The organism is Pseudomonas sp. zfem001, assembly GCF_032621725.1.
In the GTDB taxonomy this organism is placed as follows: Bacteria; Pseudomonadota; Gammaproteobacteria; order Pseudomonadales; family Pseudomonadaceae; genus Aquipseudomonas; species Aquipseudomonas sediminis.
This window is the reverse complement of record NZ_JAVYJI010000009.1, coordinates 1-24,238: the sequence shown is the minus strand read 5'-3', so window position 1 is coordinate 24,238 and position 24,238 is coordinate 1. Positions and strand designations below refer to the sequence as shown.

Sequence of the window (24,238 nt, the reverse complement as noted above, 5' to 3'; positions counted from 1 at the left end):
ACCATGTTTGACGCCCTCGTCCGTTTCGTTCGCGAACAGTATCGAACCGAGGATTTCATCCCGCTTCACGCTCCGGCTTTCAAGGGGCAGGAGTCGGGTTATGTCCAGGAGGCCATCGAGTCGACCTTCGTTTCCAGCGTGGGTGCCTTCGTCGACCGTTTTGAGAAGGACGCTGCGGCGTATACGGGGGCTGCGCGTGCGGTGGCCACTGTCAACGGTACGGCTGCCTTGCACGCGGCACTGTTGCTTGCAGGCGTACAGCGCGATGAGTTGGTGATCACCCAGGCGCTGACATTCGTCGCCACCTGCAATGCCATCGCCTACTGTGGTGCGCAGCCGGTGTTCGTCGATGTCGATCAGTACACCCTAGGGATGTCGCCAACCGCCCTCGATGGCTGGCTGCAAGCGCATGCCCGGCTCGATGCTGATGGCAACTGTCGAAGCAAGGACAGTGATCGCCGTATCGCCGCGTGCCTGCCAATGCACACTTTCGGCCACCCGGCTGATCTGGACGGGCTGGTTCGCGTATGTGAGCAATGGAATCTACCACTGGTCGAAGATGCGGCAGAGAGCCTGGGTAGCCTTTATCGCGGCAAGCACACCGGTTCGTTCGGCCTGTTGGGTACCCTCAGCTTCAACGGCAACAAGATCATCACCACCGGCGGGGGGGGAATGATCCTGACCAACGAAGCGCTGGGCGCACGTGCCAAGCACCTGACGACCACGGCCAAACGTCCGCATCCGTTCGAGTATGTGCATGACGAAGTTGGATTCAACTACCGCCTGCCCAACCTCAATGCCGCGTTGGGGTGTGCTCAGCTTGAGCAACTGGAGCACTTCATCGCCTCCAAGCGTGAACTGGCCTCACGCTATGCGGCGCATCTGGAGGGCAGTGAGCTGATCTTCGTGCAGGAGCCTGAACACTGCCGCTCGAACTACTGGCTCAACGCGGTTATCTGCCCAAGTCGTGAGAGGCGTGATCTCCTGTTGCAGGCGAGTAATGCCGCCAATGTGATGACCCGGCCAATCTGGCAACTGATGTGCGACCTGCCCGCGTATGCCCATTGCTCGCACGATGGGCTTCAGCAGTCGCGCTGGCTGGCCGATCGCATCGTCAATCTGCCGAGTAGTGTGTTGCCGGAGCATCTTTCATGAAACGAAAGATAGCGGTCTTCACCGCTACTCGGGCGGAATACGGACTGCTGTATTGGCTGATGAAGGATATTCAGGCCAGCCCAGTGCTAGAGTTGCAGGTGCTGGTTAGCGGTACGCACCTTTCCCCCGAGTTTGGTGAAACCTGGAAGGATGTTGTCGATGATGGTTTTGTCATCGGAGCCAAGGTGGAAATGCTGCTGTCGTCCGACACAACTGTTGGTGTGGCCAAATCAATGGGGCTGGGTATGCTCGGATTTGCCGATGCGCTGACGCGGTTGGCGCCGGACGTGCTGGTAGTACTGGGTGACCGTTTCGAAGCGCTGGCGATGGTTCAGACTGCTACGGTAATGCGCATCCCTGTGGCGCACCTTCATGGAGGAGAAATCACAGAAGGTGCATATGACGACGCTTTTCGCCACGCCATCAGTAAGCTCTCCTACCTGCATTTCGTGGCTGCCGAGCCCTATCGCCAGCGTGTGGTCCAGATGGGAGAGACCCCTGAAAGAGTGTTTAATGTTGGGGCATTTGGCCTGGATCACATGCTGCGTACTTCTCGTATGAGCCGACAGGAGCTTAGCGAGAGTCTCAACTTCGCCCTCGACAAGCCATTCTTCGTGGTGACCTATCACCCGGAAACTGCCTTTCAGAGCGACTCCGCCCTTGAGTTTCAGGAGCTGCTGGCGGCGCTTGATTCATTTCCTGAACACCAGGTCATTCTCACTTATCCCAACGCGGACAATGGCGGCAGAGCGATCATTCCCCTCCTTGAAGCCTATGCCGCAGCTGATCCAAAGCGCGTGCTGGCGATCCCTTCGCTGGGCTTCAAGCGCTACCTCAGTGCCGTGGCGTTGTCATCGGCAGTTATCGGTAACTCATCCAGCGGGATCATCGAAGTCCCTGCTTTCGGTATTCCGAGCGTGAACATCGGTGCCAGGCAGCAGGGGCGTCTGGCGGCTGACTCTGTATTGCATTGCAAGGCACAAGTTAACTCGATCCGTGACTCAATAATGATGGCTCTTGACGATGTTTTCGCCGAACGCTGCCGTGATGTATTCAACCCCTATGGGCAAGGGAGCGCATCTGCCCGTACCGTGGCTGTTCTGGAGCAGTTTGGCGGCGCTACTCCCAAAACCTTTCATGACCTGGTTTGAGCAATGAACTATTTCGAGCGTGGCCGCGTGTACATCATTGCCGAGGCAGGCGTAAACCATGACGGCGACTATGACAAGGCTATGGCGTTGGTCGATGCCGCAGCCCAGGCCGGTGCCGACGCCGTCAAGTTCCAAACCTTCAATGCTCGCCTGTTAGCGTCCTCCAGCGCCCCGAAGGCGGCTTATCAAAAGCGCAATACGGGAGAAGAGGATAGTCAGCTGGAAATGCTGCTCAAACTTGAACTGCCACACGCCTGGCATTACCCGCTGCAGGCGCGCGCCCGTGAGTTGGGATTGGATTTCCTGTCGACCGCTTTCGACCATGAAAGCCTCGCGTTTCTCGATCAGCTTGAGCTTCCTGTCTACAAGATCCCTTCCGGTGAAATCACCAATGGCCCGCTGTTGTGGAGTATCGCGCAGGGCGGGCGTCCGATGATTCTCTCAACTGGCATGGCGACCCTTGGCGAAATTGACCAGGCGCTAGCGGTGCTGGCACATGGTCTGGAATTTAATACATCGCCCCAAAGTCTCGAAGAGGTTTGGCTCAATTGGATTCGCCCCGAGGCACGAGAGCGGGTGATGCAGCGAGTGGCCTTGCTGCATTGCACCTCGCAGTACCCGGCGCAGCCGGTAGAGGTCAACTTGCGAGCGATGGATGTGCTGAAGAACACATTTGGCCTGCCAGTTGGTTATTCCGATCATACCGAGGGTGTCCTGGCCTCCGTTGCAGCGGTGGCCCGTGGCGCCTGCATCGTAGAGAAGCACTTTACGCTGGATCGTGCATTGCCAGGACCAGATCATGCAGCGTCGCTGGCGCCGGATGAACTCAAGGAAATGATCGACCAGATTAGACAGGTGGAACAAATGATGGGGCTCGCGGCAAAAGTGCCACAGGCCAGCGAATGGGATACTCGTAAGGCTGCCCGTCAGAGCCTTGTGTTCGCCCGCCCCGTAGGTAAAGGGCAGCAGATCCTGGCTCAGGACCTGACCAGCGCTCGTCGCGGCTCAGGTGTTTCGCCGATGCACGCATGGGACCTGATCGGCAGGTTGGCCGAGTGCGATTACGAAGCGGGTGATCCTGCGTGAGCACACTCCCTGTTGTATTGCTCGGCGCTGGGGGGCATGCACATGTAGTGCTCGATGTAATCGGGTTGAGCGCGTATGTGCTAGCCGGTGTATCGGCGCCTGAGTTGGTACGAGGTAGTCGTTGGCTGGGGGTCGAGGTGCTCGGTGGCGACGAGGATGTTTTATGCCTTGATTGCGACGCGGTTCTGCTAGCAAATGGTGTCGGTGTAATTCCCGGTCAATCGGTAAGGAGACGGGTGCATCGTCATTTCGTCGGGCGAGGATACAGATTCATTTCGCTGGTCCATCCCTCGGCAGTGATAGCAGCACAGGTGGTGATAGACGAGGGCGTGCAGGTTATGGCCGGCGTCATTATTCAGCCCGGTTGCCGTCTCGCGACTGGCGTCGTTGTGAATACTGGCGCGCGTATAGATCATGACTGTGACATTGGAGAGCACGCCTTCATAGGGCCTGGTGCCACCCTGTGTGGCGATGTCCGTATTGAAGCGGGTGCGTTTGTAGGTGCAGGTGCCGTTGTGCTTCCGGGTGTTACGGTGAAAAAGGATGCTGTAGTGGGGGCTGGAGCTGTCGTGGTGCGCACTGTGGAAACAGGTGTAACCATGGTTGGCAATCCAGCCGTCCGCGTGAGTTAGATCATGAAGAACTGGAAAGACATAGTGGTTTCGCCTGAGGTATCTCTGCGAGAAGCCATTCGGCGCATCGATAGCGCAGGCACCCAAATGGCCTTGGTAGCCGATGAGGATATGCGCCTCCTCGGGTTGTTGACTGACGGAGACGTACGTCGTGCCATCCTCAGTGGAAGGGAATTGGATGGTCCGGTTGCACCGGTCATGAATACGACGCCGAAAACAGGATCAATGTTAACGCCGCGCGCTGAAATATTGGCGATGATGCGACGTTTTGCCTTTCACCATCTCCCTCTTATCGATGAACAGGGACGATTGGCCGGTCTTGCGACAATTGATGACTTCTTGGGAGTGGTTCCTCGTGACAATTGGGTGGTTCTGATGGCTGGGGGGCTGGGGGAGCGCTTGCGACCTCTAACAGATAATTGCCCCAAGCCCTTGTTGACGGTGGGTGGAAAACCGATCCTCGAAAGCATTCTTGAGGGCTTTTTGGAACAGGGCTTTCGCCGTTTTTTCATTTCGGTCAACTACAAGGCCGAAATGATCAAGGAGTATTTTGGTAATGGTGATCGCTGGGGGGCTCAAATTGAATATCTACATGAGCGAGAGCGTTTAGGGACCGCCGGGGCGTTGTCCCTTTTGCCGGAAAAGCCAACGGCTCCGCTATTTGTAATGAATGGCGACTTAATTACCAAAGCCAATTTCTCTGCAATGCTTGATTTCCATGAAGAGCATCGTGCTACAGCCACGATGGCTGTACGCGAATATGACTTTCAGGTGCCTTACGGAGTCGTGAGCGTCGAGGGTGTAACAATTACCGATATTCAGGAAAAACCGATCCATCGTTTTTTCGTTAATGGCGGCATCTATGTGTTGTCATGTGAAGTGCTACCCCGTATCCCTGCTGATACGTTCTTTGATATGCCAAGTTTGTTCCATGTGCTGAGGCAGGAGGGTGATAGGGCTGCTGCTTATCCACTGCGTGAGTATTGGCTGGATATTGGCCGTATAGATGAGTACGAGCGTGCTCAACGGGAGTGGGGCTGAGGAATGTATCAAGGAAAAAAAATACTGGGGCTCATAACCGCTCGGGGTGGGTCTAAGGGTATTCCACGAAAGAACGTTATTGATGTCGGTGGGAAGCCTCTTATCGCTTGGACTATTGAAGCAGCAAAAGAATCTAAATTGTTGGATCGGGTCGTTCTTTCCAGCGACAACGATGAAATCATCCAGGTTGCGGCTTCATGGGGATGTGAGGTGCCTTTCAAACGCGCGGCTGATCTTTCAGGAGACGCGGCTTCCAGTGCAGATGTCGTAAAGGACTGCCTGCAGCGAGTACCAGGCTATGACTATGTCGTTTTGCTACAGCCTACGTCGCCGTTGCGCAGAGCGTGCGATATAGATCAAGCGATAAAAATCTGTATCGATAATAAAGCGCCTGCGTGCGTGTCTATGTGCGAGTCAAATGAGAGCCCTTTTTGGATGTACTCCATCGGGCATGAGAACAGACTCGAACCGGTGGTGCCGAGTAACTATAACCGTAGACAAGAGCTGCCAAAGATATTTTCACTTAATGGTGCGGTCTATATTGCTAATGCGCAGTGGTTTATCAGGCATGGAAGCTTTATTTCAGATGAGACTCTTGGTTATGAGATGCCGCGGAAGTTTTCATTGGATATAGATGATTTAGAAGATCTGCGATTGCTGCGCCTGGCGCTACAGTTGGGTGATTAATACTTGAAGGTTTGCTGAGGCTTTAATGGCTAGGTTCGTTATTTCTAATGTTGAAGATTTTTTTCTGCGCGCCTGTGAGAAATACTCGGAAGCAGGATTTGAAGGTTGCATTGAACAATTGAGCGATGTGTTGGTAAAGTCTTTTTATAAGAAAGCCCATAAAAACAAAAATGGAGTAATTTTCGAAAATCAGGATTGCTGTTTTGTAATTGGAACATGTATCTACAAAGGTGTTGTGGGCGAAAAATCGATTCGGCAGTTGTACCAAGATTTTTCGGGAGATATCGAGTCTATTCGAGATGCGTCTCTTGGGAATTATGCTGTTCTGATCCGGAAGCATGGGAAGATCACGATATTTGTAGATAAATATCAGGTGTTCAACTTGTACTACTCGAATATCAATGGGCGATGGGTGGTGACGAATAGCCTGTCAGCTATCGCGTACTCTGCGGGGCTGAGCAAGATAGATGAATATGCATTGCTTGAAGAATCTATGTTGGTTGGGAGTATTGGTGAGCAGACGATTTTTTCTCATATAAAAAGATTGCAGGGTTACCAAGTAATCCGAATTGAAGAAAATGTTGAAAGTTTGGCTGTTTTTGATGTTCCCTATAATCGTCCGCGGAGAAATTTCGAGGGTGGTCGTATTGAAGATGCAGTAAATGAGTATGTTTCTCTAATCAAATCAAGCTTTTCGGTAGTGAGCGGAGCTTTTGGTGGTGATATCGCTATCCATCAGACGGGGGGGTTAGACAATCGCACAGTCTTGAGTGCCTTCCTTAATGTCGGCGCTCGCCCGCGAATGCTTTACGGTGTTGGAGATAGTATACTTTTAGATACCAAAAGCGAAGATCTGGAAATTTGTAGGATCTACCAAAATAAGTTTGATTTGCGGCTTGATGTATTAAATTGGGCGGATCCTGAAATAGGCAGCGAGTATCTATGGCAAGACCTTTTTTCTCGTTACGGATTTAAATACGCAATTTGTGGTGGATCCAGAGGGTTTTTGGAAAGCTACGAAAGTGGAATAAGCGACTATCCTAGGTTTTTTGAATGTGGCTATTTTTTGGAGAATTTGCGTTCTAGAGAGTTTTGTGATGCGTATGCTGGAGATAGCATCAGTATTGAGGACTTCGTTACGCATTACTTGTTAAATGGTGCTTATGGCAAATTTAACTCAGCTACGGGTTTTTATAAAGGGTATGACGGCTTTAGGCAGTCTCTTATATCGAGGTTTGAGAAGCATGCCGAGCTTTATAATATCGAGCGGGATGTAGATGGCCGTATTCCGTTGGGGCGCTTTGATGAGCTGCGCTGGATACACGCCCGGAGAAGTGACTCGCAGTTGGTCAATTTCTTGAATGATTTTTCTAATTCCATTGCGATTTTTTCAATACCAGAGTTGCACGAATTCCCTTTCGACTTACCCTTCGAGTGGCGGCAAAAAGCCCAGTTCCAGCTCCGAGTTATCAATGAACTTTGCTCGGATGCGCTCGACGTACCAATTTTTTCTCACTCGACACCTCATCGCTTTAATCGCGAAACTGCAACGATGGATCCTCTGCTTTCGCTCCGAGCTCGAGCCAGAGGACATATTGAACGACATTTTCCTGAAGGGTTAAAGGATTTCGTAATTAATGGGTATCGGCGCCTTAGGTCAATTGCTGGCGATGGGGGGAGTAAAGAGTTGCTAGTACAGGCCAATTCCACATTGGAGCCCTTTCTGCGTAAGCATGCGATCAATATAGACCTAGATCGGTATGATGGCTCTGTTGTTTATCTTATGCTGTTGGCTCAGTACTGTAAGGGAGTTGACTATATTGAGAAGGCTTGCTCAGAGTGAAAGTTGCTTTGAGTGGTGTTCTACTTGTGCGAGAGTTACTTCAACGACGTGGTGGTACGAATTTTATTATCTACCTGCTGAGTTCGGTGGTTAGTTCGATAATGCCATTTTTGGCACTTCCATTAATAGCTCGAGCGTTAGGGGTTGAAGAGTTTGGGCAGGCTGCTTGGGTCGCTGTTTTGGTGTCGTTGGCTGGTCCTTTTATCGGGCTAAGTGTGCATGGAGCTATTTATCGAAGTTTTTTTACTCTGCCTAAGGATGAGTTGGCTGTCTATGTTTTTAATGCAGTATTGATTCTTTCGTTGTCTACGGTTGCCGCTTTCGGGGCGGCGATGCTGATCTTTGAGTTTGTACCGTTTCTAGATAAGTGGCGCTTGCTGACTTGGCTGGCGATCCTGATTGGGTTTTCTTCATTTCTCGGTCAGATTTATCTAACTCTTATGCAGTTGCAGGGGCGTGCGTTCGCGTATGGTTTGTTTCAAGTAGGGCGAGCTATGCTGCAAAACGGGATAGCGGTCTATTTGGTGGTGTTTGTCGGTGCTGGCTGGCTGGGCGTCGCCTGGGGGATGCTATTTGCTTATTTTTCTTTCGCCATGTTGGGAGCATTATTGTTACTGTGTGAAAAACAGGTTTCCTTTGCTTTTAATTATCAGCATTTGTCGTCATTGATTAAATTTGGCGTTCCCGTAATTCCGGCTGCGCTAAAGGACGCCATATTCTCCGTTTCTGATAGAATTGTTTTAAGTGCGATGGTTGGCATTGCGGCGCTGGGAGTGTACTCAGTGGCGGTGCAGCTTGCGTCAGTGATTTTGCTTTTTGTGGGTTCTTTTAATAGCGCTTTCTCGCCTTGGTTTTTTAAAAGGCTGTTGGAGGTCGATGAGGCCGGCAAGGTGGGTGTTGTACGTCTGACCTATTTGTTGTTTTTACTGGTCTTGATTTTTTCCGGTGCCTGGGGTGTTTGTGCGATAATTTTTCTGAGTCTTTTTTTTCCGGCTGAATTTCAGTCTGGCAGAGCTGCTGTTTTTTGGTTAAGTGCGGCTTTTGCGGTCAGTGGTATGCATACTCTGATTGTAAGCTATATCTATGTTTCGGGGCGGACCGGTCGTTATGCATTTGTTGCCTTTGCTACTATAATTTTCGGATTGATTGCTAATGTGTGGCTGGTTGATCTGTATGGGATTGTAGGTGCGGCGCAGGCCACGTTTTTGACCTATGTGTTTATTTTTCTTCTTACGTGGGGGCTTGTTAATAGAGTTTTTCCTATGCCCTGGTTTGTGGCGCTAAAAAAACGCCAATCGCCTCGAGGTGACTGATATTGTCACGGGTTGGCTGATTTTAACTTAGGCCGCCTCCGATCTTGGTAGTGCAGGTGCAATGCTCTGCACCACTCTGCTTTTGGGGTTTTACAGGTTGGGGGCATACTTTAATTTGGCTCAGCCTGGGGTCGGATGCGTATGATGTATGGTAGAAGTTCTTTGAAAATTCCACGCTTTTTTTGGGGGCGAGAAGGTGCGGGGCGTTGCACTGTTTGCTTTTAAGGATTTTATTTTTCTTAGTCCTTTGCGTAACGTGCTTGGTCGTTGTTAGGTAGCTGCTCTGAGGGGCGTTAGATGGGGCTTAAGTCTGTGCTTGTCAAAATTTTGATCAGGATTTTAAATGCCTGGAGTGTTTTTTACTGGCGTATTATCTATGGCGGCTTTCGTTGTCGGTATTCGGTGTCTCCAGACTTTCGCTTTAATGGGAGAGGGATTCTTCTGTATGGAGATGGTGAGATTTTCATCGCGCGAAATAGCTACATTAGTGACTATTCGATGCTTCAGTCCTCGAAAGGTCACTTCATACGGATAGGGGAAGGTTGTCAAATATCATCAAATGTCAGGATTTTTACGGAATCCTCTAACGCGGATTGCGACTTTCGAGTCAAACCTGTGCCTGCAAAACTTGGAGATGTCTTGATTGGTGATGCGTGTTGGATTGGGGCCAATGTATTGATAAATCCAGGTGTGACCATTGGCGAAAATAGTGTTGTGGGTGCTAATAGTGTTGTCACGCGTGATGTGCCTCCGGGGGAGATCTGGGGAGGAGTTCCTGCAAAGTTTATTAGAAAGAAAAGTCAGGTTTGATGTTGTCGGTTTTTTATGTGTCGTACTCTTAGTGCGTATGGGTGTTTTTTAGCAGGGCTATATTAATTATTTGGTTTTCAATTTCTTGTTCTTAAATAATCTGGGGCTCAGATTAAATTACACTGCTGGAGGATAAAGTGGCATTGCCAAGTCTGAGCGATCTGCTCGAGATCGAGAATGATCATGCGTTTTTGGCATTTTGCTGCCCTCACAGCGGCGTTCTGATCTGGCCACTTGTGCGTAATCAGTTCCTTCGTCAGCTGATCTCGGATCTCTATTACCAGCAAGCACCGCTTGTTTCTGCTGTGCCTACGGTGCCGCGCCGACAGGCGCTGGGTGCATTTTCACGAGTGCTCGGACACAATCTGCAGCAGGGCAGGATGCGCGGTGAGGTGTTGGTGGTCGGTACTGGCGCCGGCCATTTTCAACGCGATGGTCACTGGTTCAATCGCATCACCGATTACCTTGTAGAGCAATCGCCTGCGGACACGGTGACGGTAGAAGGGTTGGTTGACTGGCACGTACCGACGCCACGCTGGAACCAGCGGGTCGCCTACTGGTTGCCTTGGCAAGGCGCAATCACGGTGACAGGTCGCTTACTAGTGCGTGAACGTCACGTGGCGAATGCGCGTGAGCTACTCGAATACGCAAGAATACGTGCTTCGCAATTGTTGGGGCTGACGATTGCCGACTCGAGCATGAACATGCTCGTTGGCATGCTGGCGCGCAAGCTGGCGCGACTGCCCGTTATGCAATATGCCTATCGCCGCCTGCTGGAAAGGGTGCAACCCCGCCTAGTACTGCTGGAACAAGCCTGTTACGGGGATTTTGCGCCCTTCAATCAGGTCGCGCGCGAGATGGGCATTCGAGTGGCTGAGCCCCAGCACGGCATGGTGTCCGGCGGCCACGACGCCTATTGCTATGCACCTGTTTTGCGAGAGAGCGAGGCGTACCGCGCCTGCCTGCCGCATGACTTCCTGGGTTACGGCGCCTGGTGGAATAGCCAGATCAATGTACCGGTGCAGAAATGGGTGATTGGTAACCCGCATTACAGCGAGCAGCGTCGGTCCATTTCACCGGCCCTGGGAGTGCAGAAGGATATCCTGCTGCTCGGCGATGGAATCGAATTTTCACTTTATCTGGCGCTGGCCCAGGAACTGGCGCAGTTGCTGCGCGGCCGCTACCGCATCGTGCTGCGGCCGCATCCGCTGGAACGTGCCGAGGTCCAATTACGCTTTCCCGAAGGACGAGTAGGTGATGTGTTGATCGATACCAATCGGGATATCTACAGCTCGTTTGCCACGGCTCACGCTGTCGTGGGAGAGGTTTCTACCGGGCTTTTCGAGGCACAGGGAATAGCGGGCAGGGTATTGCTCTGGGAGACCGCCAAGGCGCGATTCAGTTATCCGCAGCATCCATTCTGTGGCTTCGCTGACGCCCGGGCGCTTGTCGAGGCGTTGCAGACACCTGAGGGGGAGTATTCTGTGCCGCTGGCGGAGGAAATCTGGGCGCCTGGCTGGGCACACAATTATCGGGGATATCTCGCGCAGATACTTGCTGCCCTCGGTTGAAACTAACGTCGGGCGGCCAAGGATGAACAAACAGCGTATCCTTGCGCGCCCGGAGTGTTAGGGGTCGGTACTACGCCGGCAAACAGTTAAGTCTCTTTAATCGGTAGCGAATCTTGGCTGTACAGATAATTTCAGTGATCGACTATGGCTGCGGCAATCTAGCGTCGGTCGTTAACATGATCCAGCACGTAGGTGGTGAGGCGCGCATCATCCGAACGCCAGACGAGCTGGAGTGCGCCGGCAAGCTCATTCTGCCTGGCGTCGGTGCCTTCGATCACGGCATTGGCAGTCTGCGTCAAGGCGGCTGGATTCGGCCACTGGAGCAGGCAGTGCAGCAGCGCAGGGTACCCCTGATGGGCATCTGTCTGGGTATGCAGTTACTGACTCGCGGCAGCGAAGAAGGCCAGGAGTTGGGGCTCGGCTGGGTCGACGCGCAGGCAAGGCGCTTTCGTCCCAGCAACCTGCGGCTAAAGGTACCGCACATGGGCTGGAACGAGGTGCGACAGGTCCGCACGGATGAGCTGTTGCCAGCTTCGGCCAGTCCGCGGCGTTTCTACTTCGTGCATGCCTACCGGGTCGAATGCGCTGATCCTGCGGATGTGTTGCTGGAATGCGAATACGGCGAGACCTTCGTGGCTGCCTTTCGCCATGCCAATATCTGGGGCTTCCAGTTTCACCCTGAGAAGAGCCATCGATTCGGTATGGAACTCTTCCGTCGCTTCCTGGAGGTATGAGGTGCTCAAGCATCGTGTGATACCTGCGCTGCTGCTGCGCGACGGCGGCTTGGTAAAAACCCAGAAGTTCGGCAAGCACAAGTACATCGGCGATCCGATCAATGCCATCCGCATCTTCAATGAAAAGGAAGTTGATGAACTGGTGTTGCTCGACATCGACGCCAGCCGGCAGGGGCGTGAGCCGGACTATGCGCTGATCGAGAGTATTGCTGGCGAGTGCTTCATGCCTCTTGGTTACGGTGGAGGGATATCCACGATCGAGCAGGCGCGGCGAATCTTCTCTTCCGGTGTAGAGAAAGTTGTGCTGCAGACGTCGGCACTTCAGAATCCAGCGCTAGTCACGGAGATCGCCCAGCGCTTCGGCAGCCAGAGCGTGGTTGTTTCCATTGATATCAAGCGTGACTGGCTGGGGCGTTATCGTCTGTGGTCTTCGTCTTCCCGTCGGGCACTGTCCGCAGACTGGCTTCAAACGCTCCGTTCGATCGTATCCGCCGGCGCTGGCGAGGTCCTGCTCAACTCAGTGGATCGTGACGGGATGCAGCAGGGATATGACCTGCGTCTGATCAAGGCGGCTGCTGATGCAGTAGATGTGCCGCTGATAGCCCTGGGTGGTGCTGCGGAGCTAGGGCATTTCGTGGAAGCGATCGAGACGGGTGCTTCTGCGGTCGCTGCAGGCAGCCTGTTCGTGTTGCAGGGGCCGCATCGTGCTGTGCTTATAAGCTATCCCAATTATTCGGAACTCGAGTCGCTTTTCAGAGGTAAAGATGTTTCCTAAAGAACACAGGATTTGTTCGCGTTGCGTGATGGACGGCAGCGCATCCGCAATCACTTTCGACAACGCGGGTGTTTGCAACTACTGTACTTACTTCCAGCAGCGCGTCAATGGCGTGGTCTTCGCCCCCGAGCACGAGCGCGCGGAGCAGCGCAGGGCTTTTGTGGAGAAAGTGAAGAAGGCCGGCAAAGGCAAGAAATATGACTGCATCATCGGTCTCTCCGGTGGAGTGGACAGCTCCTATGTGTTGCATCTGGCCCTGAGCGAAGGCTTGCGGCCGCTGGCCGTGCACATGGACAACAACTGGAATTCCGAGCTGGCGGTCAACAACATCAAGAATCTGGTCACCCGTCTCGGTGTTGATCTGTACACCCACGTCATCGACTGGCCTGAGTATAAAGGGCTGATGCAGTCATTCTTCGACGCCGATGTCATCGATGTGGAGCTGCTTTACGACAACGCGATGCTGGCGGTGAACTACGAGCAGGCGCGGCGCTACGGCATCAAGTACATCCTGTCGGGAAGTAACTCCGCGACGGAGGGAATGCCGATGCCGGAGGGCTGGAACTGGCGCAAGTGGGACAAGCGCAACATCAAGGCGATCGCTCGGCGCAATTCAGTGCGGATTCGTACCTTCCCGATCATGGGAACGCTTGGCTACGTGTATAACCGTGTCGTGCGTGGAATTCAGTGGGCGTCATTTCTCGACCTTTACGACTACCAGAAGGAAGCAGCACTGGAACTGCTCGAGCAGAAGTACGCCTACAAACGCTACCCCTACAAGCACTACGAATCGGTCTTCACACGCTTCTATCAGGGCTACATCCTTCCAGAAAAGTTCGATGTGGATAAACGCAAGCTGCATCTCTCGACGCTGGTTATGAGCGGTCAGATGACTCGCGATCAGGCGCTTGCCCATCTCCAGGACTCTCCCTACGCCTCGCCGGAGGAACTCGACAGGGACCGCAAGTATTTCCTCAAGAAGATGGGCTGGTCTGAGGGCCAGTTGGAGGAATATCTGCGTAGACCAGGCAAGCCGCACGATGCTTATCCCAGTGAGCGCTTTGCCTGGGATCTCATTCGCAAGATCTATCAGATGCGGCGTGCTTCCTGAGTTCGTCTGTCAAGGGCTGCACGCTCGTTTCCGTTAAGGATTTTTCACTTGAACGTTCTGTTTCTGCATCCTGCTGCGGCTTTTGGTGGCGCATCCAAAAGCCTGATCGAGCTCTACAGGTTGCTACAAGACGGTGGGGTCCGAGGGACGGTTCTCACCCCGGCCGGAGCCGTTTGCCAGTCCTTCGAAAGGGCCGGCATGCGGGTTCATACGGTAAAGGGACTCAGTCAGTTCGACAATACGCGTTATGGCTACTATCGCAAGGTCCGCTGGTTGATCCTGTTACGCGAGCTCCTCCTGCTGCCGTTTGCGCTAGCGGGGCTGTGGCGGCTGCGGCGCGAACCCTTCGACCTGATCCATATCAACGAGATCACCCTGCTGCCGTTGGGGGTCGTCGCCAAATGGCTGCTGCGTGTCCCGATGGTGGTGCACGTTCGCTCGCTGCAGCGTAAGCCGGGCTCCGGCCTGCGAACCCGATGGCTTAATGGGCTGCTGCGTCGATACGCCGATGCAGTGGTGGCGATAGATCACACCGTCGCTGCCACGCTGGAGTCGGAGCTTCCGTTGAGCATCGTTCACAATGGCCTCGAGGTAACCAGGCAGCCAGTCGGGCGGCACTCTGCTGACGGGGTTGGACCGACCAAGGTCGGCTTCCTCGGCGTGCTGATTCCGCTCAAGGGCATCTTCGAGCTGGTCGAGGCGATGCGCATCCTGAAGTCCCGTGGCGTTTCCATCCAGTGCCTCGTGGCAGGTGAGAACGCGCGCGAGATATCCGGGCTCAAGGCCTGGATTTTGCGCAAGTTTGGCTTTGCGCGAGATGTCCGGAGCGAGCTGGAGGAGCAGATCTGCCGCGAAGGCTTGGAAGACTGGGTCAAGCTGCTCGGCTTCGTGAGCGATGTCCGCGAACTTTATCCGCAACTGGATATTCTCTGCTTCCCTTCGCATCTGGATGCGGCGGGGCGTCCGGTCTTCGAGGCGGCGTTCTACTCGGTACCCAGTGTCGTGGCCGTGAGCGATCCATTGCCGGACACTCTATTACACGAGGTGACAGGACTGGCGGTGCCGATACCAGACCCGCTGTTGATTGCCGACGCGCTGCAGCGGCTTGCGGAAAATCCCGATCTTCGCCGTCAGCTTGGATGTCAAGCGAAGCGTTGGGCCGAGGAAACCTTCGCGATTGACGTCAATGCGGCGCGCATGCTTGAGCTCTATCACCGCGTACTTTCATCAAATGCGAGTCGCTGAACCATGCGTATCCTCATGCTCTCCCAGTACTTCTGGCCGGAAAGCTTCATCATCAATGACATCGTGCGCACGCTCGACGCGCAGGGCCACGAGGTGGTGGTCGCCACTGGTAAACCCAACTATCCCGACGGCAAGATCTTCGATGGTTATCGTGCTGCGGGTACCCAGCGCGAACGTTATCTGGGGCGTGTCGAGGTAGTGCGGGTACCGCTGTGGCCACGGGGGCAGGGTGGTGCGAAAAATCTTATCCTCAATTACCTGTCCTTTGTATTCAGCGGTCTGCTGTGTCTGCCCTGGATGCTGCGTGGTCGCAAGTTCGACGCCATTCTGGTATTCGCCCCATCACCTATCACCCAGGCGATCCCGGCGATCCTGCTCAAGTGGTTGAAGAGGGCAAAGCTGGCTCTTTGGGTGCAAGACCTCTGGCCTGAGAGTCTTTCAGCTACCGGCTTTGTGCGTAACCCCTACCTGTTGCGTGCAGTGGGGTGGATGGTGCGTGGAATCTACAAATGCTGCGATACGCTGCTTGTGCAGTCCCGCGCGTTCGTCGAGCCGGTGGCGCACTACACTGACCGCGCGAAGATTCAGTACTACCCCAACTCCATGGATGTAAGCAGCCCGAAGGCTGTGGTGTCGGTACCGAGCGAGTTGCTCGAATTGCTCGAGCAGCATTTCTGCGTTGTATTCGCCGGCAACCTGGGTACGGCGCAGTCGCTGGAAACCATCGTACAGGCGGCGGTTCATCTGCGAGATGATCCGCATATCCGTCTGGTTCTGGTGGGTAGCGGTAGCCGCCTAGCCTGGCTCAAGGCTCAACAGCAGGCGCATGGTCTGGATAATATTGTACTGCCAGGACGTTTCCCCATGGAGGCGATGCCACAGATCTTCGAGCGCGCTTCGGCCCTGTTGGTATCGCTGAACAACGAACCGGCCTTCGCACAGACCATCCCCAGTAAAATTCAGGCTTATCTGGCTGCCGGTCGACCGATCATCGCTTGCATGAATGGTGAGGGGGCTCGAGTGGTATGCGAGGCGTGCGCCGGCCTCGCCTCTCCGGCCGAGCAGGTGTTGCCGCTGGTCGCTAACATTCGGCGTATCAAAGAGATGGGCGATGCGGAGCGTGTAGCTATGGGGCAGTCCGGCAAGGCATATTTTGATGCCAATTTTGAGATGGAGCGGCAGGTCGAAATCTTGGTGAAGTATTTGGCGGGAACGCCCTCCAGCAAAGGTTGTGAATGATATGAAGGTTCTCGTCCTAGGCGTCACCGGTATGCTCGGTAATGCCGTTTTTCGCGTTTTTTCTGCCGATGCGGCTTACCAGGCCTGGGGCACGCTGCGCAGTGCTGCGGCCCTGCGCCACTTTCCGCAGAACAGCAATGCGCGTTTGCTCTGTGGCGTTGATGTGCTGGACCAGGATACGTTGACCTCCGTCATGGCCCGGGTGAAGCCGGACGTGGTGATCAACTGCGTCGGGCTGATCAAGCAGTTGGCCGATGCCAATGACCCTCTCACTGCACTGCCGATCAACGCCATGCTGCCGCACCGCCTCGCGCGGTTATGCGAGCTGAGTGGGGCGAGGCTGATCCATGTCAGCACCGACTGCGTATTCTCCGGGCGCAAGGGGTTGTACCGAGAGACTGACCTGTCGGATGCGGAGGACCTCTACGGCAAGTCCAAGTACATCGGCGAGCTACACGAGAAGGCGCATGCGATCACCTTGCGCACATCGATCATCGGCCATGAGCTGGGCTCGAACCATGCGTTGGTGGACTGGTTTCTTTCGCAGCAGAATGGCGTCAGGGGCTTTACCAAGGCAATCTTTTCTGGTCTGCCAACGGTGGAGCTGGCGCGGGTGATGAAGGATTTCGTGATTGCGCACCCGCAGCTCAATGGTCTGTATCATGTCGCCGCGGAGCCGATCGACAAGTTCCGTTTGCTCAGCTTGGTGGCCGCGCAGTACGGCAAGACGATCGAGATTCGTCCAGATGATGCGTTTGTGATTGACCGCTCGCTCGATGGTGCATGGTTTCGAGATGCCACCGGCTATGTAGCGCCGGATTGGCCAGAGCTGATTCGTCGGATGCACGAGCAACGGTAACAAGGGCGTTGGACGACGATTGTCGTCTCCCTCGCGTCAGCCCCGCTCCCGTAGGGTGGGGCCTTACTACACTACAAATAGTCGCGCATGCATAAGCCTGCGCCCGTGGCCTGGAAAGTTTTATGTTTGATGACAAGGTATTGATGATCACCGGTGGCACCGGTTCCTTTGGGCATACGGTGTTGCGGCGTTTCCTCGATACCAATGTGCGCGAGATCCGCATCTTCTCCCGCGACGAGAAGAAGCAGGAGGACATGCGCATTGCCCTGGCCGATGACAAGGTCAAGTTCTACATCGGCGATGTTCGCGACTACGACAGCCTGAAGCAGGCCATGGTTGGTGTTGATTACATCTTCCATGCGGCGGCGCTCAAGCAGGTGCCCTCTTGCGAGTTCTACCCGATGGAAGCGGTGCGCACCAACGTCAACGGCACCGAGAACGTGCTCAATGCCGCCATCGCCTGTGGCGTTAAGCGTGTGGTAGTGCTCTCGACCGACAAGGCGGTGTACCCGATCAACGCCATGGGTATCTCAAAGGCCATGGCCGAGAAACTGATGGTCGCCAAGTCGCGGATGATTCCCGAGGGCGGAACAGTGGTCTGTGCCACTCGCTACGGCAACGTGATGGCCTCGCGCGGTTCGGTAATCCCCCTGTTCATCGACCAACTGCGCAGCGGCGAGCCGCTGACCGTGACCGACCCGCAGATGACACGTTTTCTGATGTCGTTGGAAGACTCGGTCGATCTGGTGCTGCATGCCTTCGAGCATGGCGAACAAGGCGACTTGTTCGTGCAAAAGGCACCTGCCTCAACCGTTGGAGATTTGGCCCAGGCGCTCAAAGAACTGTTCGGTTATGACAATCCGGTGCGAGTCATCGGTACTCGGCATGGCGAGAAGCTTTACGAGTCGTTGGTATCGCGCGAGGAAATGGCCAAGGCCGAGGATATGGGGCGCTACTACCGCATTCCGGCCGATAACCGCGATCTGAACTACAAGAAATACTTCGTCGAGGGTGAGGAGAAGATCTCCGAGCTGGACGACTACACCTCACACAATACCCATCGTCTGGACGTACCCGGCATCAAGGAGCTCTTGCTCAAGCTCGATTACATCAAGGAGCAGCTCGATGCTTAAGGTCATGACACTGGTCGGGACCCGCCCGGAACTGATCAAGATGAGCCGGGTGATCGCCGAGATGGACCGCCAGGTCACCCACGTACTGGTGCACTCGGGGCAGAACTACGACTACGAGCTCAACCAGGTGTTCTTTGACGATCTGGAGATCCGCAAGCCCGATCACTTCCTCGGTGCCGCTGGCGAGACCGCCGCTCAGACCATCGCCGAGGTGATTGCCAAGGCGGACGCCGTGTTCGAGCTGGAAAAGCCTGATGCGTTGCTGCTTTATGGTGATACCAATACTTGCCTGGCAGTGATTGCCGCGAAGCGCCGCAAGATTCCGGTGTTCCATATGGAGGCCGGCAACCGCTGCTTTGATCAGCGTGTGCCGGAAGAGCTCAACCGCAAGGTGCTCGATCATCTCTCCGACATCAATCTGGTGCTTACCGAGCATGCCCGTCGCTATTTGATCGCTGAGGGCATCCGCCCTGAGACTATCATCAAGACTGGCTCGCACATGCATGAGGTGCTGGATTACTATAGGCCGAAGATCGAGGCCTCCGACGTGCTGGCTCGTGAGGGGCTCGAGGCCGGAAAATTCTTCATTGTCAGCACCCACCGTGAAGAGAACGTCGACACTCCGGACAACCTGCGCGATCTGCTTGCCACCTTGCGAGCGTTGGCCGATGAATATAGCTTTCCGCTGATTGTCTCGACCCATCCGCGTACACGTAAGCGACTGGAGGCGTTGGGCGAATCGCTGGACCACCCTCTGATCCGCTTCTCCAAGCCATTCGGCCTGCTCGATTACATCAAGCTGCAGATGAATGCTTTCTGCGTGCTCTCCGACAGCGGCACCATCACCGAGGAAGCCTCGTTGCTCAATCTGCCGGCGGTGACGCTGCGCAATGCTCATGAGCGCCCTGAGGGTATGGACCAAGGCACGCTGATCATGAGCGGGCTGAAGAAGGAGTCAGTGATGGCCGCAGTCAAGGTCATCACCAGCCAGCATCGGGCCGGCGAGCGAGTGATTCCGCTGGTGCCCGACTACGAAGGCGGTCCGGTGTCGCTGCAGGTGGTGCGGGTGGTGCTCAGTTACACCGACTACGTAAACCGTACCGTCTGGCGCAAGGCCTGAACATGCGTGTTCTGCTGACTGGCGCCAGCGGCTTCGTTGGTCGTGGTGTGCAGGCGCGCCTGCTGGCCGATGGCGTGCATCGGTTACGCTGCGCCCAGCGCAAGGCACCGATTACTCCACTTGTCGGGGTGGAGTACTGCCAGGCACCGTCGCTGGAGGCTGAGGCCGACTGGTCGCAGGCGCTCGCGGACGTCGATGCGGTCATTCACTGTGCAGCGCGGGTGCACGTGATGCACGAACAGGCTGCCGATCCACTGGCGGAGTTTCGTCGAGCCAACGTCGAGGGCACCCTACGCCTTGCTCATCAGGCTGTGGCAGCGGGCGTGCGGCGTTTCGTCTTCGTCAGCTCGATCAAGGTCAACGGTGAGCAGACTCTTCCGGGGCAGGCTTATAGAGCCGATGATGTTTCGAATGCGACGGACCCTTACGGCATCTCAAAACGAGAGGCGGAGGAGGAATTGCTGGCCCTTGCTGCTGAAGCAGGGCTGGAAGTGGTCATCGTCCGGCCGCCCCTGATCTATGGCCCCGGGGTCAAGGCCAATTTCTTGAGCATGATGCGCTGGCTGCAGCGGGGTGTGCCGTTGCCGTTCGGTGCCATAGATAACCGCCGCAGTCTGGTGGCATTGGATAACCTGGTGGACTTGCTGGTGGTGTGCCTTACCCATCCGGCGGCCAGTGGGCAGCGGTTTCTGGTCAGCGACGGCGAGGATCTATCTACCACCGAGTTGCTGCGTCGTCTGAGTGCAGCTCTCGGACGCTCTGCGCGGCTCTTGCCAGTGCCGCAGGCGTTGATTGAGCGGGCTGCGATCTTGCTGGGGCGTCGCCAGCTTAATCAGCGTCTGTGTGGTTCGTTACAGATCAGCATGGACAAGACGCGCGAACGACTGGGGTGGACTCCACCTCTTACCGTTGATCAGGCTTTGGCCAAGACTGCTGCGCATTATCTGAAAGAAATATCTAAATGAAAGTTATGGTTCTGATGGTGGTCACTGCTGTCTTGGCGTGGGGGCTGACAGCGTTGCTGCGACGCTATGCGCTGGCCCGCAGCCTTATGGATATACCCAACGCGCGCAGCTCGCACAGCCAGCCAACTCCTCGTGGAGGAGGCGTCGCCATTGTGGTGGCATTCCTCCTGGGCTTATGCGTTGCGTCCGCCACAGGTCTGGATCTGCCAGCGGAGATTTATTACTCGCTGCTAGGCTCAGGTTCGGCAATTGCATTGCTGGGATTTCTTGATGACCACGGTCACATTGCCGCTCGCTGGCGCTTGCTCGGGCATTTCGCTGCTGCACTTTGGGCACTCTTCTGGCTTGGCGGGCTGCCTCCGCTGGTAATGGTTGGTCACTCAATTGATTTTGGTTGGCTGGGTTATTTGCTGGTCTCCTTGTATCTGGTTTGGTTACTCAACCTTTACAACTTCATGGATGGAATCGACGGCATCGCTAGCATCGAGGCTATCTGTGTGTGTTTGGGTGGCGCTCTGTTGTATGTCCTCCACGGGCATACTGATGCTGCAGTACTGCCACTGTTGTTGTCATTTGCGGTGGCGGGATTTCTTTACTGGAATTTTCCCCCTGCAAAAATTTTCATGGGTGATGCCGGTAGTGGCTTTCTGGGTGTTGTGCTTGGCGTTCTTTCCTTGCAGGCGGCGTGGATTGATCAGTCCTTGCTTTGGGGCTGGCTGATCTTGTTGGGTGTTTTTGTTGTGGACGCGACCTTTACTCTACTTCGGCGTTTACTGCGCGGAGACAAGGTTTATGAAGCTCATCGAAGCCATGCGTATCAATACGCTTCGCGTCAGTTCGGTCGCCATTTGTCGGTTACTCTGGCGGTAGCCGCGATCAATCTCTGCTGGCTGTTGCCGGTGGCAATTTGGGTAGCGCAAGGCGGCGATGGTTTGGTCGGACTATTGTTGGCTTACATGCCTCTGATAGCACTGGCTATCAAGTTTCGTGCTGGCGAATTGGAGCGTAGATGAGCCGGTTGCGAAAATTGCTTGTTCTTGGGGCCGGTGGTCACGGCAAGGCCGTCGCGGAGGCTGCGTTACTTTCTGGCGAGTGGCAGCAGGTGGTTTTCCTCGATGATAGATGGCCTGAGATCAACCTTGTTTGTGGCATGCCAGTGGTCGGTGACCTGAGTCATTTGGCTGAAAAAGCAGGGGCGACTGACGGAGCTATTGCGGCAGTTGGGAATAATGGCTTGCGCCGTGCCTGGCAAGAAAAGATTACCGCCTCCGGCATTTCGTTGGTCAGCGTAGTTCACCCCCGTGCTTGCGTGAGTGCTTCAGCTTCAATCGGCCCTGGTTCAGCCATCATGTCACTGGCAGTCGTGGGGGCTGAGGCTCGGCTGGGGCAAGGGGTGATCATTAACCCGGGAGCGGTGGCCGACCATGATGTGACCTTGGGCGACTATGCGCATCTTGGTGTCGGTGTCTGTCTGGCTGGCGGAGTCGCAGTCGGCGCGGCTGCTTGGCTTCAGGCAGGTTGTAGTGCTGGATATGGTGTCGTTATCGAGCCGGGTTTAGTTATCGAGCCTGGCCAGGCTCTGATTGCCAAGGATTGAGGTGTTGAGATGATTCGTCGACGAATAGAGTTACTGCGCCAATGCCTTTTGCATTTGTCTCGTCGGCAAAAGCGAGTTCTTCAACTGGCTGTTGATGTACTACTAATTTGGATGGCGCTGTGGTTGTCGTTTGCCGTTCGTATGGGGGAGTGGGATGCTGCCAGACCTTTTTCTGGTCATGGCTGGCTGTTTCTGTTGGCGCCTATTATTGCACTTCCCATTTTCATCAGGCTGGGGATGTATCGTGCGGTAATGCGTTATGTGGGTAACGACGCTCTTGTAACGATAGCCAAGGCAGTGACCTTGTCTGCATTGGTGCTATCTCTGGCTGTTTATTGGTATCGCGGGCCGACGGCTCTTGTTCCAAGGTCCATGGTTTTTAATTATTGGTGGCTGAGCCTGCTACTGTTGGGTGGTTTGCGTTTGACCATGCGCCAGTTCTTTATAGGTGATTGGTTCGAGCCGATTGCTCGCCGTCGCGATATCGAATCAGGTACCTCCAAGGTCGCCATATACGGAGCCGGGGCTGCTGGTAATCAGCTGGTAGCAGCTTTGCGTTTGGGTAAAACGATGCGTCCTGCTGCATTCATTGATGATGATTCCGGTATTGCTACTCGCACGATTGCGGGGCTGCGCGTCTACACACCCAAGCATATTCAGCAAATGATCGATGAAACGGGGGTTGCAGAGGTTTTGCTGGCAATGCCCTCTATCCCCCGCGCGCGCAGGCGAGAGATACTTGAGGCGTTGGAGCCTTACGCGCTGCATGTGCGAAGCATCCCCGGATTTATGGATCTCGCTAGTGGGCGAGTAAAGGTCGAAGACCTTCAGGAAGTTGATATCGCCGATCTTTTGGGCCGCGACGCCGTGCCGCCTCGACAGGATTTGTTTGAGCGCTGCATCAAGAGTCAGGTGGTTCTGGTTACCGGCGCTGGTGGCTCTATCGGTTCGGAGCTGTGTCGGCAGATTCTGGCGAGTGGTGCGCGTACGTTGCTGCTTTTCGAGCACAGCGAGTTCAATCTCTACAGCATCCATGGCGAATTGCAGCAGCGAATCGAGCGGGAGTCGCTGCCGATCAAGCTGGTGCCTATTCTCGGGTCTATCCGTAACTTCGAGCGTTTGTTCGACATTCTGCAGACCTGGCGCGTCAACACTATCTATCACGCCGCAGCATACAAGCATGTGCCGATGGTCGAGCATAACGTCGCTGAGGGTGTGCTCAATAACCTGGTTGGTACGCTCAATGCGGCGCAAGCGTCGATCAAGGCGGGTGTTGCCAATTTTGTGCTGATCTCAACCGACAAGGCGGTGCGACCCACTAATGTCATGGGCAGCACCAAGCGCTTGGCTGAGATGGTTCTGCAGGCGCTGAGTCGTGAGTCTGCGCCGTTGCTGTTCGGTGATGACTCAGGTGTTCATCACGTCAACAAGACCCGTTTCACCATGGTGCGTTTTGGCAATGTGCTGGGCTCTTCCGGGTCTGTGATTCCGCTGTTCAGGGAGCAGATCAAGCAGGGTGGGCCGGTGACGGTGACGCATCCGAACATCACCCGCTATTTCATGACGATCCCCGAGGCGGCGCAGCTCGTCATTCAGGCCGGTTCGCTGGGGCAGGGCGGTGATGTGTTTGTGCTGGATATGGGCGAGCCGGTGAAGATCGCTGATCTGGCCGAAAAGATGATTCGTTTGTCTGGTTTGTCTGTGCGTGATGAGCGCAGTCCGCATGGTGATATCGGTATTGAGTTCACCGGGTTGCGTCCTGGTGAGAAGCTCTACGAGGAGCTGCTGATCGGCGAGGATGTGAAGCCTACGGAGCATCCGATGATCATGCGTGCGGAAGAGGATATGTTGCCCTGGGACGAGCTTAAGGCGCGCTTGCAGGCGCTGCTGGCTGCAGTCGGTGAGGATGACTACGTTCGAGTGCGAGTACTGCTGCGTGAAACCGTGCATGGTTATGTGCCGGAAGGTGAGATCGTCGACTGGATTCACCTCAGAAACCGGGAGCGTTGAGGCTTTGATTTGACAGCTTGTAGTGGTCAACCCATCCCGGACAGTGGGTTAAGTTTTTCCTCGGCCACCGCAGGCGGTAGCCCATCGTTGAATTGATGTGGCCTGACCCAGTTGTAGCGATGCATCAGGTAGTGGCTGATGTCCCGTTGTGCCTCCTGGGC

General features: G+C 54.9%; 22 protein-coding genes and 1 pseudogene. 22 read left to right on the top strand and 1 reads right to left on the bottom strand.

The annotated features are described in order from the left end of the window. Window positions 1-3: 3 nt before the first annotated feature. The 22 genes from RTH74_RS22935 to RTH74_RS22835 all read left to right on the top strand — a co-directional run bounded on the left by RTH74_RS22935 (window position 4) and on the right by RTH74_RS22835 (window position 24,077). Window positions 4-1,155, top strand: a complete 1,152-nt coding sequence (locus RTH74_RS22935; protein WP_316916171.1) for a LegC family aminotransferase — start codon at window positions 4-6, stop codon at window positions 1,153-1,155. Next, window positions 1,152-2,306, top strand: a complete 1,155-nt coding sequence (gene neuC, locus RTH74_RS22930) for a UDP-N-acetylglucosamine 2-epimerase (protein ID WP_316916170.1) — start codon at window positions 1,152-1,154, stop codon at window positions 2,304-2,306. The genes RTH74_RS22935 and neuC overlap by 4 nt, the downstream gene beginning before the upstream one ends. Window positions 2,307-2,309: 3 nt before the next feature. Continuing rightward, on the top strand, window positions 2,310-3,392 hold the full coding sequence (neuB, locus tag RTH74_RS22925) for an N-acetylneuraminate synthase (protein WP_316916169.1): 1,083 nt from the start codon (window positions 2,310-2,312) through the stop codon (window positions 3,390-3,392). Next, on the top strand, window positions 3,389-4,024 hold the full coding sequence (locus tag RTH74_RS24295) for a NeuD/PglB/VioB family sugar acetyltransferase (protein WP_420713177.1): 636 nt from the start codon (window positions 3,389-3,391) through the stop codon (window positions 4,022-4,024). Before neuB ends, RTH74_RS24295 begins: the two co-directional genes overlap by 4 nt. 3 nt (window positions 4,025-4,027) lie before the next feature. Beyond that, on the top strand, window positions 4,028-5,065 hold the full coding sequence (locus RTH74_RS22920; protein ID WP_316916168.1) for a nucleotidyltransferase family protein: 1,038 nt from the start codon (window positions 4,028-4,030) through the stop codon (window positions 5,063-5,065). A 3-nt stretch (window positions 5,066-5,068) separates the two neighbouring features. Beyond that, window positions 5,069-5,752, top strand: a complete 684-nt coding sequence (locus RTH74_RS22915) for an acylneuraminate cytidylyltransferase family protein (protein WP_316916167.1) — start codon at window positions 5,069-5,071, stop codon at window positions 5,750-5,752. Window positions 5,753-5,777: 25 nt separating this feature from the next. Next, window positions 5,778-7,595 carry a hypothetical protein gene (locus RTH74_RS22910; RefSeq protein ID WP_316916166.1) on the top strand — a complete coding sequence of 606 codons (1,818 nt, stop codon included), beginning with the start codon at window positions 5,778-5,780 and terminating at the stop codon, window positions 7,593-7,595. Continuing rightward, entirely contained in the window at window positions 7,592-8,908 is a 1,317-nt protein-coding gene (locus tag RTH74_RS22905) for an oligosaccharide flippase family protein (RefSeq protein WP_316916165.1), read from the top strand. Before RTH74_RS22910 ends, RTH74_RS22905 begins: the two co-directional genes overlap by 4 nt. Window positions 8,909-9,205: 297 nt before the next feature. Then, entirely contained in the window at window positions 9,206-9,718 is a 513-nt protein-coding gene (locus RTH74_RS22900) for an acyltransferase (protein ID WP_316916164.1), read from the top strand. A 137-nt stretch (window positions 9,719-9,855) separates the two neighbouring features. Next, entirely contained in the window at window positions 9,856-11,289 is a 1,434-nt protein-coding gene (locus RTH74_RS22895) for a hypothetical protein (RefSeq protein WP_316916163.1), read from the top strand. 134 nt (window positions 11,290-11,423) lie between these two features. Then, window positions 11,424-12,023, top strand: a complete 600-nt coding sequence (gene hisH, locus RTH74_RS22890) for an imidazole glycerol phosphate synthase subunit HisH (RefSeq protein WP_316916276.1) — start codon at window positions 11,424-11,426, stop codon at window positions 12,021-12,023. A gap of 1 nt (window position 12,024) precedes the next feature. After that, entirely contained in the window at window positions 12,025-12,798 is a 774-nt protein-coding gene (locus tag RTH74_RS22885; protein WP_316916162.1) for an AglZ/HisF2 family acetamidino modification protein, read from the top strand. After that, window positions 12,788-13,909: an N-acetyl sugar amidotransferase gene (locus RTH74_RS22880; RefSeq protein WP_316916161.1), complete on the top strand. Its 1,122-nt coding sequence runs from the start codon at window positions 12,788-12,790 to the stop codon at window positions 13,907-13,909. The genes RTH74_RS22885 and RTH74_RS22880 overlap by 11 nt, the downstream gene beginning before the upstream one ends. 48 nt (window positions 13,910-13,957) lie before the next feature. Further along, a complete protein-coding gene (locus RTH74_RS22875; protein WP_316916160.1) occupies window positions 13,958-15,154 on the top strand; it encodes a glycosyltransferase family 4 protein in 1,197 nt (398 codons plus the stop codon). A gap of 3 nt (window positions 15,155-15,157) precedes the next feature. Further along, window positions 15,158-16,393, top strand: coding sequence for a glycosyltransferase family 4 protein (locus RTH74_RS22870; protein WP_316916159.1), 1,236 nt, complete (start codon window positions 15,158-15,160; stop codon window positions 16,391-16,393). Window position 16,394: 1 nt separating this feature from the next. Beyond that, the gene (locus RTH74_RS22865; protein WP_316916158.1) at window positions 16,395-17,252 is read left to right on the top strand and encodes an SDR family oxidoreductase; all 858 of its coding nucleotides are present in this window, start codon (window positions 16,395-16,397) and stop codon (window positions 17,250-17,252) included. A 122-nt stretch (window positions 17,253-17,374) separates the two neighbouring features. Continuing rightward, complete coding sequence (locus RTH74_RS22860) at window positions 17,375-18,385, top strand: nucleoside-diphosphate sugar epimerase/dehydratase (RefSeq protein ID WP_316916157.1); 1,011 nt, start codon at window positions 17,375-17,377, stop codon at window positions 18,383-18,385. Then, window positions 18,378-19,505 (top strand): non-hydrolyzing UDP-N-acetylglucosamine 2-epimerase, encoded by a 1,128-nt coding sequence (gene wecB, locus RTH74_RS22855; protein WP_316916156.1) that lies wholly within the window; start codon window positions 18,378-18,380, stop codon window positions 19,503-19,505. Before RTH74_RS22860 ends, wecB begins: the two co-directional genes overlap by 8 nt. A 2-nt stretch (window positions 19,506-19,507) precedes the next feature. Next, on the top strand, window positions 19,508-20,470 hold the full coding sequence (locus RTH74_RS22850) for an SDR family oxidoreductase (RefSeq protein WP_316916155.1): 963 nt from the start codon (window positions 19,508-19,510) through the stop codon (window positions 20,468-20,470). Continuing rightward, the gene (locus RTH74_RS22845) at window positions 20,467-21,483 is read left to right on the top strand and encodes a glycosyltransferase family 4 protein (protein WP_316916154.1); all 1,017 of its coding nucleotides are present in this window, start codon (window positions 20,467-20,469) and stop codon (window positions 21,481-21,483) included. Before RTH74_RS22850 ends, RTH74_RS22845 begins: the two co-directional genes overlap by 4 nt. Next, window positions 21,480-22,067 carry an acetyltransferase gene (locus tag RTH74_RS22840; RefSeq protein WP_316916153.1) on the top strand — a complete coding sequence of 196 codons (588 nt, stop codon included), beginning with the start codon at window positions 21,480-21,482 and terminating at the stop codon, window positions 22,065-22,067. The genes RTH74_RS22845 and RTH74_RS22840 overlap by 4 nt, the downstream gene beginning before the upstream one ends. A gap of 9 nt (window positions 22,068-22,076) precedes the next feature. Continuing rightward, window positions 22,077-24,077, top strand: a complete 2,001-nt coding sequence (locus tag RTH74_RS22835; protein WP_316916152.1) for a nucleoside-diphosphate sugar epimerase/dehydratase — start codon at window positions 22,077-22,079, stop codon at window positions 24,075-24,077. Between the two features lie 26 nt (window positions 24,078-24,103). On the opposite strand, the pseudogene RTH74_RS22830 reads toward RTH74_RS22835, so the two are convergent. Next, window positions 24,104-24,238, bottom strand: a pseudogene (locus RTH74_RS22830) (IS3 family transposase); the annotation flags it as partial.

Excerpts from the sequence above, each read along its gene's own strand:
- RTH74_RS22935 (WP_316916171.1), top strand. The coding sequence starts at position 4 with ATGTTTGACGCCCTCGTCCGTTTCGTTCGCGAACAGTATCGAACCGAG.
- neuC (WP_316916170.1), top strand. The coding sequence starts at position 1,152 with ATGAAACGAAAGATAGCGGTCTTCACCGCTACTCGGGCGGAATACGGA.
- neuB (WP_316916169.1), top strand. The coding sequence starts at position 2,310 with ATGAACTATTTCGAGCGTGGCCGCGTGTACATCATTGCCGAGGCAGGC.
- RTH74_RS22920 (WP_316916168.1), top strand. The coding sequence starts at position 4,028 with ATGAAGAACTGGAAAGACATAGTGGTTTCGCCTGAGGTATCTCTGCGA.
- RTH74_RS22915 (WP_316916167.1), top strand. The coding sequence starts at position 5,069 with ATGTATCAAGGAAAAAAAATACTGGGGCTCATAACCGCTCGGGGTGGG.
- RTH74_RS22910 (WP_316916166.1), top strand. The coding sequence starts at position 5,778 with ATGGCTAGGTTCGTTATTTCTAATGTTGAAGATTTTTTTCTGCGCGCC.
- RTH74_RS22900 (WP_316916164.1), top strand. The coding sequence starts at position 9,206 with ATGGGGCTTAAGTCTGTGCTTGTCAAAATTTTGATCAGGATTTTAAAT.
- RTH74_RS22880 (WP_316916161.1), top strand. The coding sequence starts at position 12,788 with ATGTTTCCTAAAGAACACAGGATTTGTTCGCGTTGCGTGATGGACGGC.
- RTH74_RS22870 (WP_316916159.1), top strand. The coding sequence starts at position 15,158 with ATGCGTATCCTCATGCTCTCCCAGTACTTCTGGCCGGAAAGCTTCATC.
- RTH74_RS22865 (WP_316916158.1), top strand. The coding sequence starts at position 16,395 with ATGAAGGTTCTCGTCCTAGGCGTCACCGGTATGCTCGGTAATGCCGTT.
- RTH74_RS22860 (WP_316916157.1), top strand. The coding sequence starts at position 17,375 with ATGTTTGATGACAAGGTATTGATGATCACCGGTGGCACCGGTTCCTTT.
- wecB (WP_316916156.1), top strand. The coding sequence starts at position 18,378 with ATGCTTAAGGTCATGACACTGGTCGGGACCCGCCCGGAACTGATCAAG.
- RTH74_RS22850 (WP_316916155.1), top strand. The coding sequence starts at position 19,508 with ATGCGTGTTCTGCTGACTGGCGCCAGCGGCTTCGTTGGTCGTGGTGTG.
- RTH74_RS22845 (WP_316916154.1), top strand. The coding sequence starts at position 20,467 with ATGAAAGTTATGGTTCTGATGGTGGTCACTGCTGTCTTGGCGTGGGGG.
- RTH74_RS22840 (WP_316916153.1), top strand. The coding sequence starts at position 21,480 with ATGAGCCGGTTGCGAAAATTGCTTGTTCTTGGGGCCGGTGGTCACGGC.
- RTH74_RS22835 (WP_316916152.1), top strand. The coding sequence starts at position 22,077 with ATGATTCGTCGACGAATAGAGTTACTGCGCCAATGCCTTTTGCATTTG.